12 protein-coding genes and 3 pseudogenes are annotated in these 14,398 nt (G+C 73.1%); 6 read left to right on the forward strand and 9 right to left on the reverse strand.

Features of this window, described 5'->3' with window-relative positions; translation table 11 throughout:
* Nucleotide 1: 1 nt before the first annotated feature.
* Nucleotides 2-553: a hypothetical protein gene (locus POD19_RS04205; RefSeq protein ID WP_180949560.1), complete on the forward strand. Its 552-nt coding sequence runs from the start codon at nucleotides 2-4 to the stop codon at nucleotides 551-553.
* On the forward strand, nucleotides 550-1,341 hold the full coding sequence (gene crtX / locus POD19_RS04210; protein ID WP_036384352.1) for a C50 carotenoid glucosyltransferase CrtX: 792 nt from the start codon (nucleotides 550-552) through the stop codon (nucleotides 1,339-1,341). The genes POD19_RS04205 and crtX overlap by 4 nt, the downstream gene beginning before the upstream one ends.
* Here crtX and POD19_RS04215 read toward each other — a convergent pair.
* Nucleotides 1,326-3,011: an SDR family oxidoreductase gene (locus POD19_RS04215; RefSeq protein WP_044659278.1), complete on the reverse strand. Its 1,686-nt coding sequence runs from the start codon at nucleotides 3,009-3,011 to the stop codon at nucleotides 1,326-1,328. The two genes, crtX and POD19_RS04215, sit on opposite strands and share 16 nt — an antisense overlap.
* A 134-nt stretch (nucleotides 3,012-3,145) precedes the next feature.
* On the opposite strand from POD19_RS04215, the pseudogene POD19_RS04220 reads away from it, so the two are divergent.
* From POD19_RS04220 to POD19_RS04230, 3 genes and pseudogenes are all read left to right on the forward strand, one after another.
* Nucleotides 3,146-5,940, forward strand: a pseudogene (locus tag POD19_RS04220) (DEAD/DEAH box helicase); the annotation flags it as partial.
* A 57-nt stretch (nucleotides 5,941-5,997) separates the two neighbouring features.
* A complete protein-coding gene (locus POD19_RS04225) occupies nucleotides 5,998-6,576 on the forward strand; it encodes a DEAD/DEAH box helicase (RefSeq protein WP_340309500.1) in 579 nt (192 codons plus the stop codon).
* 156 nt (nucleotides 6,577-6,732) lie between these two features.
* Nucleotides 6,733-7,964, forward strand: a pseudogene (locus POD19_RS04230) (aminotransferase class I/II-fold pyridoxal phosphate-dependent enzyme).
* A gap of 40 nt (nucleotides 7,965-8,004) precedes the next feature.
* Here the strand turns inward: POD19_RS04230 and POD19_RS04235 are convergent.
* Nucleotides 8,005-8,178 (reverse strand): annotated as a pseudogene (locus POD19_RS04235) (acyl-CoA dehydrogenase family protein); the annotation flags it as partial.
* Nucleotides 8,179-8,320: 142 nt separating this feature from the next.
* Between POD19_RS04235 and POD19_RS04240 the strand changes: the two are divergent.
* The gene (locus tag POD19_RS04240; RefSeq protein ID WP_144819165.1) at nucleotides 8,321-9,793 is read left to right on the forward strand and encodes an outer membrane protein assembly factor BamB family protein; all 1,473 of its coding nucleotides are present in this window, start codon (nucleotides 8,321-8,323) and stop codon (nucleotides 9,791-9,793) included.
* Between the two features lie 25 nt (nucleotides 9,794-9,818).
* Here POD19_RS04240 and POD19_RS04245 read toward each other — a convergent pair whose 3' ends face one another.
* The 7 genes from POD19_RS04245 to POD19_RS04275 form a co-directional block, all read right to left on the reverse strand.
* Nucleotides 9,819-10,232 (reverse strand): DUF805 domain-containing protein, encoded by a 414-nt coding sequence (locus tag POD19_RS04245; RefSeq protein WP_020626549.1) that lies wholly within the window; start codon nucleotides 10,230-10,232, stop codon nucleotides 9,819-9,821.
* Between the two features lie 10 nt (nucleotides 10,233-10,242).
* On the reverse strand, nucleotides 10,243-10,521 hold the full coding sequence (locus tag POD19_RS04250) for a DUF7010 family protein (RefSeq protein ID WP_223247480.1): 279 nt from the start codon (nucleotides 10,519-10,521) through the stop codon (nucleotides 10,243-10,245).
* Nucleotides 10,518-10,841, reverse strand: coding sequence for a hypothetical protein (locus POD19_RS04255; protein ID WP_020626551.1), 324 nt, complete (start codon nucleotides 10,839-10,841; stop codon nucleotides 10,518-10,520). The genes POD19_RS04250 and POD19_RS04255 overlap by 4 nt, the downstream gene beginning before the upstream one ends.
* A 480-nt stretch (nucleotides 10,842-11,321) precedes the next feature.
* Nucleotides 11,322-11,834 (reverse strand): GNAT family N-acetyltransferase, encoded by a 513-nt coding sequence (locus tag POD19_RS04260; RefSeq protein ID WP_020626554.1) that lies wholly within the window; start codon nucleotides 11,832-11,834, stop codon nucleotides 11,322-11,324.
* An 80-nt stretch (nucleotides 11,835-11,914) separates the two neighbouring features.
* Nucleotides 11,915-12,328 (reverse strand): VOC family protein, encoded by a 414-nt coding sequence (locus POD19_RS04265; RefSeq protein ID WP_036314920.1) that lies wholly within the window; start codon nucleotides 12,326-12,328, stop codon nucleotides 11,915-11,917.
* 45 nt (nucleotides 12,329-12,373) lie between these two features.
* Nucleotides 12,374-12,556 (reverse strand): hypothetical protein, encoded by a 183-nt coding sequence (locus POD19_RS04270; RefSeq protein ID WP_020626556.1) that lies wholly within the window; start codon nucleotides 12,554-12,556, stop codon nucleotides 12,374-12,376.
* 308 nt (nucleotides 12,557-12,864) lie between these two features.
* Entirely contained in the window at nucleotides 12,865-14,364 is a 1,500-nt protein-coding gene (locus POD19_RS04275; protein WP_036314923.1) for an aldehyde dehydrogenase family protein, read from the reverse strand.
* Nucleotides 14,365-14,398 lie beyond the last annotated feature (34 nt).

Consider the following 14,398-nt stretch of genomic DNA (forward strand, 5'->3'; position numbering starts at 1 on the left):
CATGCTGCCGCTGATCCCCGCAGACCTGCTGCGCGCGCTCGGCCTGATCCTCGTCCCGGTCGCGGCGGTGCACGCCGGATGGCCGTCCGCGGCGGCGATGCTGCTCGTGTTCGGCTCCCAGTGGCTCACCCGCTGGCTCGCCCCGGGCGGTGCCCTGGACTGGGCCGCGCAGGCGGTCCTGCTGCTGGCCGGGTGGCTGAGCGTCATCGGCCTCTACCCACGGGTGCCGTGGCTGGACCTGCTCGTGCACGCCGCCGCCTCCGCCGTGGTCGCCTGCCTGACGGCACTGGTGGTGGGGGCATGGCTCCGGCGTCGGGGGACCGAGGCCGGGCAGACCGTGGCGCTGCTCGGCCCGGGCCTGGCCGGGCTGGGGATCGCGGCCGCCGCCGTGGCCCTGGGCGTGGTGTGGGAGCTGGCCGAATGGTGGGGGCACACGGCGGTGACCCCCGAGATCGGTGTGGGCTACACGGACACCATCGGCGACCTCGCCGCCGATCTCGTCGGCGCCGGGATCGGCGCCGCCCTCGCCGTGCGCCGGGAGCGCACCCGGTGACCCCGGCCCGCCCCACGGTCTCCGTGGTCGTCCCGGTGCTCGACGACGCCGAGCACCTGCGCGTGTGCCTCGCCCTGCTGGCCGCCCAGAGCCGGCCGGCGCTGGAGGTGGTGGTGGTGGACAACGGCTGCGTGGACGACTCGGCGGTGCTCGCCCGCGCCGCCGGCGCGCGGGTGGTGCACGAGCCGCGCCGCGGGGTCCCGGCCGCGGCGGCCGCCGGCCTGGACGCCGCGGTCGGGGAGCTGCTGGTGCGCTGCGACGCCGACACGCGGATGCCCGCGGACTGGCTCGAACGGATCGTGGCCCGGTTCGACGCCGACCCCGGGCTCGACGCCCTCACCGGGCCGGGGACCTTCCACGACCAGCCCGGCCTCCGGGGACAGGTGCGGGCGGCGCTCTACACCGGCGCGTACCGCTGGGGGGCGGGCGCCGCGGTGGCGGCCACCCCCGTCTGGGGCTCCAACTGCGCCCTGCGCGCCGAGGCGTGGCAGGCTGTGCGGACCCGCGTCCACCGCGAGCGCGGGGACGTGCACGATGACCTGGACCTGTCCTTCCAGCTGGCCTTGGCCGGCCGCCGGATCCGGTTCGATCCGGACCTGCGGGTGGAGGTCGCCGGGCGCATCTTCCACTCCCTGCGCCAGCGGGTGCGGCAGGGCCGGATGGCGGTCACCACCCTGCAGGTCAACTGGGCCCGGCTGTCCCCCGGGCGGCGGTGGCTGCGCCGGGCGGCCCGGTCACGCCCCCGGCCCCACTGGGGGCGTGGCCCCGACGGTCAGTCCCGCGACTGAGCCCCGCCGGCGCCGCGGGCTCGCCTGTCCAACGGGTTGCGACGCAGGGGCAGCCGGTCCACCAGCGGCCGCAGCAGGCCGCGGGTGCGGGGACGCTCGCCGCCGTCGTGCCGGCGCCTGGCCTCGGCCAGGATGTTCGCGGCCATCTCCGGGAACACCACGGCGTGGAAGGGCAGGATGGCGGTCCAGTAGGCGCGTCCGAGCAGGCCGTCCGGCATGAAGACCGCCCGCTGGCGGTAGACGGAGCCTCCGCCCTCCCGCGGCTCGGTGCTCAGCTGCAGCCAGGCCCGCCCGCCGGCCTTCATCTCCGCCCGCAGGGTCAGCCGCCGCCCCGGCTCCACGTCCTCCACCCGCCACCAGTCCACGGCGTCGCCGCGTCGCAGGTGGTTCGGGTCCCGCCGGCCGCGGGTCAGGCCGGGCCCGCCGGCCAACTTGTCCATCAGCCCGCGGATCTTCCACAGCAGCGGGGTCGAATACCAACCGTTGGCGCCGCCCACCGACTCGATCACCGGCCACACCTCCTGCGCGGGCAGGTCGGACTCGCGCTCGCGCTCGTCCGTGTAGACCGTGGTGCCGGCCCACTCGGGATCCGAGGGCAGGGGGGCGGCCGGGTCCGCGGAGCTCTGGAGGTCCGCGTCGAAGGTGACGTCCAGGGGGCCCTCCTTCTCCCGCTTCAGCGCCAGCCGCACGGCGTCCATGTAGGAGGTCAGCCCGCCCGGCGGGTCCGGGATGAGGTCGCGGACCGAGCGGTCCTCCACGACCGCCTCCTCGGCGAGGGATGCGGCCAGGGGCAGGGCCACCGCGACCGGGATGGGGGTCACCATGCCGATCCAGAAGCCCGCCAGGGTCTTCAAGGGCAACGGGGTGGGGATCACGATGCGCCGGGACAGGCCGGCGGCCTTGGCGTAGTCCACCAGCACGCTCGCGAACGGCTGGGGGTGCCCGTTGCCGATCTGGGCCCGCAGCTGCACGGGCTCCGGGAGGGCGCAGGCCTGCAGGAGGTAGTACAGGACGTCGCGGATGGCCAGCGGCTCCACCCGGTTCCTCAGCCAGGACGGGCCGGGCATCACGGGCAGCCGCTCGGCGAGGTGGCGGATCATCTCGAACGAGGTGGAGCCCGAGCCGATGATCACCCCGGCCTCGAACGTCAGTGCCGGGGTCGCCGCCCGCTCGAGACGCTCGGCCACGAGGGCGCGGGAGCGCATGTGGTCGGACAGCTCCGCGACGGGGACCGTGTCCGGGTGCAGGCCGGAGAGATAGACGAGCTGGGCCACGCCGGCCGTGTCCGCGGCGGTGCCCACGATGTCCGCGATCCGCTGCTCCTGGGCCACGAAGTCGCCGCCCCCGCCCATGGAGTGCACGAGGTAGAGCACGGTGTGCACGTCCTGCATGGCGGCTTCGACGAGGTCCGCCTCGGTGAGGTCGAGCTCCACCGCCTCGATGCTGTCCGACCACGGTCGGTCCGCGAGGTCGGAGGGGTTCCGGGCGCCGGCCCGGACGTCGAAGCCGGCGGCGAGCAGCTCGGGGATGAGGCGCCCGCCCACGTAACCGGTGGCACCGGTGACGAGGACGCGACGGCCCCGGCCGTCCGGCAGGGACAGGCCGAGGGGGGAGGTGTGGGACGCCGGCGTGGCACCGGCGGGGACGGGGGAGGGCTGTGTGGACGCCATGGGCGCACTCTAGGGTCCGGGGCGGGTCGGGCTGAAGGTCTCAGGTGTGCGGACCCGGGGCCCGTGAGTGGGCACGCCGCCGGACCTGCGTCGGTCGGAGCGGGCCCGGCACGGTCCGTGAAAGACTGCTCGCTATGGCCACTGCAGATTCCGGAGACGTCCTGCCGCACCTGCGCACCGAGGCCATCCGCGCCGTCGTCGGGCCCACCAGTGCGGACCGCGGCTTCGCCGTGGCCGCGTCGGGTGCCGTGGGGCGCCTGCGCTATGACGCCGCCACCGGCCGTCTGAGCGCCTCCGTCCAGGGCACCGCGCCCAGCCCCTACCGGGTGCAGGTGCAGCTGCAGGAGGCCTACGACGACGCCGCCGAGGACGGCGCCGGCGCCCTTATGGAGCCGGTGGGCGGGCGCTGCACGTGCCCGGTCGGGACGGACTGCAAGCACGTGGCCGCCGCGCTCTACCAGGTGGTCCGCCTCGACGCCGACCAGGCCCTCGACGACGCCCGCCGCAAGCTCGCCGAGATGGTCACCACGGCGGACGCGCTGCCCGCGCCCGCCGGCCGGGGCCACGACGGCGGCGGCCCGGCCGGCCTCGACGCCCCGGCCGCGGACGGGGCGGCGCCCCCACCCGCTGCCGGCCTGGACTGGCGACGGGTCATGGAGCCGCTGGCCGGGCTCGACGGTCCGCGCCGGCTGGGCACGCCGCCCGCGCTGGCGATCGGCGTGGAGCTCGTGGCCGAGTCCTCCCGCAACGCGTTCCAGCAGTGGGGCCCGGCGACGGCCGGGGAGGAGCAGGTGCGCGAGGGCCGCCCGCTGTACGTGACCGTGCGCCCGCTCAAGCGCGGGGCCAAGGGGACGTGGATCAAGGGCGGGCTGACGTGGAAGGCGTTCCAGTTCCCGCGCGCCGAGTTCGCCCCCGCCCAGGAGCGGGCGATGCGCCTGATCTGGCGTCAGGTCCAGGCCGAGGACTCCTACCCGGGCGACGCCTGGTTCGGTCTGCACGTCTTCGACTCCCCGCGGATCTGGCAGCTGCTCGCGGAGGCCCGCGAGGTCGGGGTGGAGCTCGTGCCGCTGGGGCTGCTGACGGACGTGGTGCTGGAGGCGCCCGCCGCCGTCGGGCTGGACGTCACCGGCGCCCCCGACGGCGGCCTGGACGTGGCCCCGGCCCTCGACCCGGCCCCGCCCGTCCCCGGGCTGAGCGGTGTGCACGCCGTGGGCGGCATCGGCTTCTACCGCGTGGAGCTCACGGACGAGGAGGCCGTGCTCCACCTGATCCCCGCCGAACGCCCCGTCCCCGAGGCCGTGCAGCAGCTCGTGCTCGCCGGCGGGCCCGTGCGCGTGCCCGCCGCGGACCGCGAGGAGTTCCTCGGCCGGATCTACCCGCGGCTGCGTGGCGCCCTGCCCGTGACCAGCGGCGACGCCTCCGTGGAGCTGCCCGAGTTCGAGCCGCCCGTGCTGCGGCTGCGCGCCGACTTCCGGCCCGACCACGAGCTCGTGCTGCGCTGGTCCTGGCTCTACTTCGACCCGCCCCGCGAACTCGGCCTCGACGCCGGCGGCGACCCCCTGCGGGACACCCGGCACGAGGACGCGGTGCTGCGCGCCGTGGCCGAGCTCTGGCCGCGCGCCGGCCGCGCCGAGGAGCAGGTCCTCGAGGGCGTGGGCGCCGCCCGGTTCTCCGAGCAGGTGCTGCCGCTGCTGCAGCGCGCCGACCACGTGCGCGTGGACGTCACCGGCGACCGCCCCGACTACCGCGAGCTGAAGGCCGCCCCGCGCATCGAGGTCGGCACGAAGGCCACGCAGAACGACTGGTTCGACCTCGGTGTGCAGGTCTCCGTGGACGGGCACGTGCTGCCGTTCGTGGAGCTGTTCACCGCGCTCGTGCAGGGCAGGACCACGCTGATCCTCTCGGACGGCTCCTACCTGGGCCTCGACCACCCCGCCTTCGACCGGCTGCGCGCCCTGCTCTCCGAGGCCGCCACCCTGCAGGAGTGGACCCCGGAGCACACCCCCGTCTCACGGCACCAGGTCGGCTTCTGGGAGGACCTCAAGGAGCTCGCGGACGAGGTGGACGAGGACCCGGAGTGGACCGCCGCCGTCGGGCGTCTGGCCGCCGTCGAGCGCCTCCCCGAGGCCCCGCGCCCCGCCGGCCTGAAGGCCGACCTGCGCCCCTACCAGGAGGAGGGCCTGCGCTGGCTCGCGTTCCTGTGGGAGCAGGACCTCGGCGGGATCCTGGCCGACGACATGGGCCTGGGCAAGACCGTCCAGACCCTCGCGCTCTTCGCCCACGCGCGCCAGGCCCGGCCCGAGCGGCCGCCGTTCCTCGTGGTCGCGCCGAGCTCCGTGGTGTCCGTGTGGGCGGCCGAGGCCGAGAAGTTCACCCCGGACCTCGACGTGCGCGTCCTGGACACCACCACCCGCAAGCGCGGCACCGCCGTGGCGGACGAGGTGGCGGGGGCGGACGTGGTGGTCACCAGCTACACGCTCCTGAGGATCGACGCCGGCCAGTACGGCGGACTCGACTGGGGCGGGGTGGTCTTCGACGAGGCACAGTTCCTGAAGAACCGCGCCGCGAAGGTGCACACGGTGGCCCGCGACCTGCGCGCCCCCTTCCGGCTGGCCATCACCGGCACGCCGATGGAGAACTCCCTCAGCGACCTGTGGGCGCTGCTGGGCGTCGTCGTGCCGGGCCTGTTCCCGAGCCACCGCCGGTTCCGCGAGACCTACGTGACCCCCATCGAGACCGGGGGGACCCCGAGCGGATGGCGGCCCTGCGCCGCCGCGTGCGCCCGTTCATGCTGCGCCGCTCCAAGGAGCTCGTGGCGAAGGACCTGCCGTCCAAGCAGGAGCAGATCCTCCAGGTGGAGCTCGAGCCGGCCCACCGCAAGCTCTACGACCGCGTGCTCCAGCGCGAGCGCCGCAAGGTGTTGGGCCTGCTCGGGGACATGGACGGCAACCGGTTCACCATCTTCAAGTCGCTCACGCTGCTGCGGATGCTCGCGCTGGCGCCGCAGATCGTCGACGACCAGTACGCCTCCGTGCCCAGCTCGAAGCTCGAGCGGTTCCTCGACGACCTCACCGAGGTGATCGGCGAGGGGCACCGCGTGATCGTGTTCAGCCAGTTCACGAGCTTCCTGCGGGTGATCGCCGAGGAGCTGGACCACCTGGAGATCGAGCACGCGTACCTCGACGGCTCCACGCGCGGGCGCGCCGAGGTGATCCGTGGCTTCCGTGAGGGCGAGGCGCCGGTGTTCCTGATCTCCCTGAAGGCGGGTGGCTTCGGCCTGACCCTGACCGAGGCGGACTACGTGTTCCTCATGGATCCGTGGTGGAACCCCGCCGCGGAGGCGCAGGCCGTGGACCGGGCGCACCGGATCGGGCAGGAGCGGACCGTGATGGTCTACCGGCTCGTGTCCGAGGGGACGATCGAGGAGAAGGTGCTCGAGCTGCAGCGGCGCAAGGCCGAGCTGTTCGGCGCGCTCATGGACGAGTCCGACGACTCCGGCGCCGGCGCCTTCACCGACTCCCTCACCGCCGAGGACATCCGGGAGCTGCTCGGCGCCGAGGAGTGAGGGCCGCGCGAGGCGGGCCGGACGTTTTCGTTCACGAAACGGCGGCGTGTCGCGACGTTTTCGTTGATGAAACGGCGTCCCGCCCGCCCGTTTCGTCAACGAAAGTCGTCCCCGGGGCGCCGTTTCCCGAACGAAAGCGGGGGGTAGCCTCGGGCCATGCGTCGCCCGTCCCGTTCCAGCACCACCACCCCCACCTTCGTGCCGTCCGCCCGGTCGCAGGTGCCGCCGTTCACGGTGATGAGCATCCTTGGCCGGGTCGCCGCACTGCGCGCCGCCGGCCACGACGTCGTCAGCCTGTGCGCGGGGGAGCCGGGCGGGGGCGCCCCGCCCGCCGTCGACGCCGCGGCCGCCGCCGTCCACGCCTCCGGCCGTGCCCTCACCTACACCCCGGCGCTGGGCCTGCCGGAGCTGCGGGCCGCCGTCGCCGGCCACTACCGCCGCTGGTACGGGCTCGACGTGCGCCCCGAGCAGGTCGCGATCACCACGGGCTCCTCGGGGGCGTTCATGCTCGGCTTCCTCGCGGCGTTCCCCCGGGGGACCGCGTGCTCCTGCCGCGCCCCGGCTATCCGGCGTACCGCAACATCCTCACGGCGCTCGGGGTGGAGGTGGTGGACGTGGACGTCGACGCCGGCACCCGCTACCAGCCCACGGTCGCCCACCTGGAGGCGGCGCTCGCGGAGGGCCCGGTCGCGGGGCTCGTGCTCGCCTCCCCGGCCAATCCCACGGGCACGATGGTCAGCGCCGCCGAGCTCGCCGAACTCGCCCGCTGGTGCGAGGAACGCGGTGTGCGGCTCGTCTCGGACGAGATCTACCACGGCATCGTGCACACGGACGGGGAGGGGCTCGGCGCCTGCGCATGGCGCACCTCCCGCACCGCGCTCGTGGTCAGCTCGTTCTCCAAGTACTGGGGCATGCCCGGCTGGCGGCTGGGCTGGATGCTCATGCCGGACGACCTCGCCGCCGCGGTCGACGGCCTCGCCGGCTCGGTCGCCCTCTGCCCGCCCGCCGCGGCCCAGGAGGCGGCCGTCCACGCGTTCAGCGAGGAGTCCTACGCGTTCTGTGCCGAGCAGGCCGGCGGCTTCACGGCGACGCGCGGCGTCGTGCTGGCCGCCCTGCCCCGGCTCGGCTGGGCCGACGCCGCCCCCGCCGACGGCGCCTTCTACCTCTGGGCCCGTCTCGCCCCGGGCATGCTGGCGGAGTTCGGCAGCGCCGTCGGCTACTGCGCCGCCCTGCTGGAGGAGGCCGGCGTCGCGCTGACCCCCGGCGACGACTTCGACGCCGTCCACGGGCCCGAGTCCGTCCGGCTCTCCTTCGCCGCCGGCCCGGACGCCGTCCACGAGGCGCTCGAGCGGATCGCCGCCTGGCATGCGGCGCGCGGCCTGGCCTGACGGGCTCCGCCGCGCGCCGCACCGCCCGACGCCTCAGCCGCCCGACCGGCGTGTCCGTGACGGCCCGGTCGCCGAGCAGTCGGGCGCGGTAGATCAGCGGGTTGTGGCTGACCAGCACCCGCGCATTGCGCCCATGCCGGTCCAGCCCGCGTGTGCGCAGGGTCGCGGAGGCCCCGCCCACCTCGAACAGGCGGGTCGCCGCGCGCTCGAGGGCGTCACGTGCCGGTTCCCGCGACGGGGGCGCGCCGTCGGCGCCGCCGGGATGACGGGCAGACGCCCCCGCCGTATTGCGAACCATCCGCAACAGTCCTTATTGTGAATCAGTCGCATCTTTCCGCCCTCGTGAAAGGCTCCCCGTGTCCCACTCCGCCCCGCAGCGCCGTTCCGCGCGCACCGCCGCTCTCTCCGCCACCCTCGCCGCCGCGGCCATCGCCCTCACGGCGTGCGGCGCGGACGCCGCCCCGTCCGGGCCGACGTCGGCCCCCGCCCCCGCCGCGGACGGCGCCGAGTCGCCGTCGGGTGAGGCGAGGGCGGCCTCCTCCGTCTCCGAGGGGGACCGCGTCGACCCGACCCGGACCACCGAGGTCTCCGCGGTGACCCCGCGCATCCTGCTCTCCCACGAGGGCGGGCTCACGCTGCTCGACGCCGAGTCCGGGGAGGTGGTGAGGGAGCAGGACGTCCCGGGCTTCACGCGGCTGAGCAACGCCGGCAACGGCAAGGACGTCCTGGTGACCACCGGGAACGGCTGGGAGGTGTTCTCCACCGGCATCCAGGCCAAGGCCCACGGCGATCACGTCCACAACTACGAGTCCGCGCCCGGCATGACCGGCGTAACGTTCCCGGGTGAGCATCCCGGCCACGTCGTCACCCACAACGGCAAGACCACCCTCTTCGCGGACGGCACGGGCGCGATCCGGACCTTCGACTCGACCCACCTGGACAAGGCGACCCCGGACCTCATGCCCGTCATGACGGAGGCCGAGACCGAGGACCCGCACCACGGCGTGGCGCTCGAGCTCTCCGACGGCACCCTCTTCACCACGCAGGGCACCGAGGACTCCCGGAACACGCTCCAGGTGATCGACCCGAAGACCGGCGAGGTCACGGCCGAGACCGACGACTGCCCCGGCAGCCACGGCGAGGCCGCGGCCCAGCCGACGGAGGCGGGCGACGTCGTCGTGATGGGCTGCGAGAACGGGCCCGTCGTGTACCGGGACGGCGAGTTCCACAAGGTGGAGGTCGAGACCGAGTACCAGCGCTCCGGGAACCTGTTCGGGTTGCATGACTCACCCATCGTCCTGGGTGATCACAAGGTCGAGGAGGAGCCGAAGGAAGCCGTCGAGCGGCCCACGGGGATCGCCCTCATCGACACCCGCACCGATGAGCTCACCACCGTGGACCTCGGCTCGTCCTACTGGTTCCGCTCGCTCGGCCGCGCTGAGGACGGCTCCGCGGTCGTGCTGACCTACGACGGCGAGGTCACCGTGATCGACGAGGAGACCGGTGAGGTCACCGCCGAGTACCCGGTGATCGAGCCGTGGAAGGAGAAGGACGAGTGGCAGGAGCCCGGTCCGATCCTGAAGGTCGCCGGGAACACCGCCTACGTGACGGACGCGGAGAACCGGAGGCTCGTGGCCGTGGACCTGGAGACCGGTGAGACCGTCCTGGAGAAGGACCTGGAGTTCGCCCCGGTCGAGATGGCCGTGGTCACCGGCCAGCCGGAGTCCGTGAAGCCCGAGGAGGGCGCTGATGCCGAGTCCGGCCACGACGAGCACGCCGACCACGATCACGGCCACGAGTCCGACGAGCACACCGACCACGATCACTGATCAGGTCGGGCCAGGGGAGCGGGGGTCAGCGCCGCGCGGCCGTGGCCCCCGCCGGCACCGGGTCCGACGCATCGGCGGGGTGTCCGAGGCGCGGGGCGGACGGCTGGAGCGCGAACACGAGCAGCGTGAGCGGGCCGACGAACGGCACCAGCCCGAGGAACAGCCACGCGCGGCTGAAGCCGGCGTCGTGGAGGCGCCGGGCGAGCAGGGCGAGCGAGGGGAGTGCGTGCGTGATCCCCACGAGGAGGACGGCCGCGTCGCGGAGGGACAGGTCCGGGGAGCCGAGGAGGAACACGTCCAGGACGGTGGACACGAAGTGAACGACGGCCTGCAGGAGCCACACGTAGAGCGCCGCGAGCCAGAAGTCGGCGCGGGACGCGCGCCCGCTGAACTGCGCGTAGCCGGCGTAGTAGCGGCGGATGGCCTGAAGCATGGTCATGGTCCGGCCCTCAGTCCTGCCGAGGGGACGCCAGCAGACCCTGTGCCGCGACGATCACGAGCATCGCAGCTCCCGCTTCGGCCGCCCCCGCGGGCCCGGCCACGGGATCGCCGAGAACCGCGACTACGGCACCGGCGAGCCCCAGCACGGCCATCGCCCCGCCGATCCACCAGAACACCGGGGCCTGGAATGCCCGGGCGAACGGGAGGAAGTGGCCGCCCACCACGGCGGCCACCAGGGCGATCTGCGCCGTCGGTGCGTCGAGCGCGAGTGCCACCAGGCGTGTCACGGGGAGGAGCGCCAGCATCGTGACGACGGCGATCCCGTAGACGCGCCGCGGGCGGGCGCCTGCACGGCGGGCAGCACCCGCCGGCGCAGCAGCACGACCACCAACGTGAAGCCGATCAGCGCGATCGCGCTGCCGCGCAGCGTGCCCTGGTGCTCGGCCGGCAGCCCCGCGATCCCGCCGAACAGGAAGGCGCCGCCGCCGACCACCCCGATCAGCCCGCCCCACACCACCGGGTGCCGGAGGTGGCCGATCCCGCGGACGGGCGGGTCGTCGTCGAAGTGGGCCGGCCGCATGGGGCGGGCCGTGGTCGTGTCCGTCATGGTTCCCCCCTCGCATCACGTGTGACATGCGTCATCCTGCCATGACGGGTGGACGGGTCAGGCCCCCTGTGGACAGGCCCCGATGATCATCAGCGGGTGCTCCGCCGCGTCGAATGGGCGGCCGTGCCAGCCGCTCCAGACGCGGTCCACCGCCAGGTCCACCGACGCCGGCTCGATCAGCTCCGCCGTGCCCCGCCGCCACTCGACGCGGTCCCCGCCGGGGCGATCCCCGCGACGACGCGGGCGTCATCGTAGGCGCGGCGGTTCGTCTCGGCCGGGTCCAGATGCATGGACGGCACCGTATCTTGAAGATGACCGCATGCACCGCCAGCTGGACCACGAGGAGTTCGACCAGCGGCTCGAGGGCTGAGCCGCCGCGGTCTGCCGCGCTCACCCCACGAAGACGCAGAAGCGCCTGGCCGGCTGGGCGCAGGGCGTGTCTCCTCAGTGGGCACGCACCCATGGCGGCAGTTCAGTGCGTCATGCCTCTTGGCCGTGGCTGCTGTAGACCACGATCGGCGCTCTACTGGGATCGCGCGTCCTCTTCCACACGGTCATGCCAATTCGTTCGGCCACGCGACGGGAAGCCATGTTGTCGGGGTTGATGATCGCGGTGACCATCGTTGCGTCGAGGGTCTCGAACCCGTGTCGCAGGCAGGCAGAGGCCCCCTCGGTTGCCAGTCCCTGTCCCTGGCGTTCAGGCAGGACGTGGTAGCCGACCTCGAGGACCTCCTGGCCGTCGACGTTCTGCCAGGTCAGGCCGCAGTCACCGATGAAGTCGCCGGTGGTCCGGTGTTCGATGACCCACAGGCCGAACCCATGCTTGGCGTAGTTGTCCTTCGACCAGTTGATCCACCGCTGCACCTCGTTGCGCGACTTGGCCCGCGGGTAGTAGCGCATGACCTCCGCGTCTCCGCGGAGCCTGCACATGTCGTCGAGGTCAGCGTCGGTCATGCACCGGAACGTGAGTCGATCGGTGGGTTGCGGGATCACCCGACGACCTTACCGACGGCACTGAACCGGCTTCTTTGTCTTCGACATGTGCGTGAAACCACCCCCGCGGTCTGCCGCGCTCACCCCACGAAGACGCAGAAGGGGTGGCCGGCCGGGTCCGCGAACACGTACAGGGGCTCGTCCTCGTCGTCGGAGCGGTCCTGGACGAGGCGCCCGCCCAGGCGCAGGGCGTGGTCGTGGGCCGCGTCGAGGGAATCGCGGTCCGGCACGGTGAAATCCAGGTGCAGCTGCATCGGCACCTCGGGTGACGGCCACGTGCTGGGCTTCAGTTCGTCGGTGCGCTGGAATGTCAGGACGCGGCGGCCGTCGTCGTCCAGCAGCACGAGCCAGTCCGCGCTGTCCGGCTCGCGACCGTCCGCGAGCTCGTCGCCCGCGCGGTAGTGGAGGCCGAGGAGCTCGCGGTAGAACTCCGCGACGGAACGGATGTCGACGGCGTCGATCACCGGCTGCTGGAGCACGGGGCGAGTGACCATGGCCACACACTAAGCGACCTCGGTGTCCGCGTCAGCGTCTCGGCCTCAGTCGACGTCGTCGCGCCCCGCATCCACCCACCGCGCGGCCGGCACGACGGCGGCCAGCGAGACCACCGCCAGGACCTGCCACCCCGCGAGCGCCCAGCCGACCCCGAGCGCACCGCCTCGATCAGTGGCTGATCCCTCGCCGCCCATCCGGTGGCGGGGGATCAGCCGTGCGGTGGGCACGAGGCCACGGATGGGACCGAGACTTGCGGCGCTCCCGCTTGCGGTGGCCGTACCGGTGGCTGAGAGGCGAATGCGAAAAGCGTGACCGGCCCGATCTTCGGATCAGACACAGGAAGATCCAGGCGCGGTTGAAGTCAGCGTCGTGGAGCCGGCGTCGTAGCGCCGGATTGCGTCGCTGAAATGCAGGGCCTTGCCCTCAGCCCTGCCGCGACGGGCGGATGCGGCAGGCGCCCCTGTGAATGACCACCGATGTCGGTCAGCCGCCGCAGGATCCCACCCGCGGCGGCTGACCGACTGGCGTTCGTCTGTCAGAGTGCGATGGTCACGGACTTCACCTGGGTGTACAGCTCCAAGCTCTCCGCGCCCAGCTCCCGGCCCCAGCCGGACTGCCGAAAGCCACCGAACGGCAGCTGCGAGTCCAGGGCATGGAAGGTATTGACCCACACCGTGCCGGCCTTGAGCCGTGCGGCCACGCGGTGGGCACGGGAGACGTCCCGGGTCCACAGGGCGGCGGCGAGGCCGTATACCGAATCGTTCGCGGCGCGGATCACTTCGTCCTCGTCGGTGAACTTCACGGAGACGGCCACCGGGCCGAAGATCTCCTCGCGGACAATGGACATCTCCGGGGTGGTCTCCGTGAAGAGGGTGGGCTCCACGTAGAAGCCGGCGTCGCCGTGCCGCTGCCCGCCCGTCAGAGCGACGGCACCGTCCCGCTTGCCCTCCTCAACGAAGCCCATCACCCGGTCCAGCTGCTCCTGGGAGACCAGCGGGGTGATGGCGGCGTCCTCGGTGCCCGGACCGATGCTCATCTGGCGCATCTTCGCGGCGAGGGCCTCGTTGAACCGGTCGTAGACGTCGGCGTGCACGAACACGCGCGTGCCGGACTCGCAGGCCTGACCCGAGTTCAGGGTGAATCCCATGAGCGCCCCGTCCACGGCGGCGTCGATGTTGGCATCCGCGAACACGATGTTGGGGGACTTGCCTCCCAGCTCGAGCGACACCTTCTTCAAGTTTTCGGCCGCCGCCCCCACGATCTTCTTGCCCACCTCGGTGGAGCCGGTGAACGCGACCTTGTCCACGTCAGGGTGGGCGGTGAGCGCAGCACCGGCGTCGCCGTGGCCGGTGACGATGTTGACGACGCCAGCCGGCACGCCTGCCTCCGTCAACAGTTCGCCCAGCATCAGTGCTGTCAGCGGCGTCTGCTCCGCGGGCTTGAGGACCACGGTGTTGCCCGTGGCCAGTGCGGGGGCGATCTTCCAGGCCGCCATCAACAGCGGGAAGTTCCATGGGATGATCTGACCGCACACGCCCACGGGCTCGCGCCGTGTGTAGGAGTGAAACTCGGCCTCGGGCGGGGCCAGCAGCATGGATGGAGCATTGACGGCCCCCTGCAGCTTCGAGGGCCAGCCCGCGTAGTAACGGAAGCAGTCCGCAGCGGCGCGGACGTCAAAGGCGCTGGCGATGCCCACGCCTTTGCCCTGGTCGAGGGACTCCAGGAGCGCGAAGTCCTCGAGGCGTTCGGTGATCAGGTTGGAGATCCGCCACAGCAGGTCCTCGCGTACATTCGGCCGCATCCGCACCCATGAGCCCTCGTCGAAGGCGGCACGGGCCGCGGCGACGGCGGCGTCGATGTCGGCCTGCTCGGCGTGCGCCACCGTGGCGAGCACCTCGCCGGTGGCAGGATCCCGGGTCTCGAAGGTCTTCCCGGACGCCGCGTCGACCCATTCACCGCCGATCAGGAGGCGGTGGGGGCGGTCCAGGAAGGCGCGTACTCGCGCGGTCATAGGGGAGTTCGATGTCTCAGTCATGGTGCGTCCTAGGAGTCGTGAGATGGGGAGTGGG

This window comes from Micrococcus sp. GPGPB33 (assembly GCF_037853785.1).
Taxonomy (GTDB): Bacteria; Actinomycetota; Actinomycetes; order Actinomycetales; family Micrococcaceae; genus Micrococcus; species Micrococcus luteus.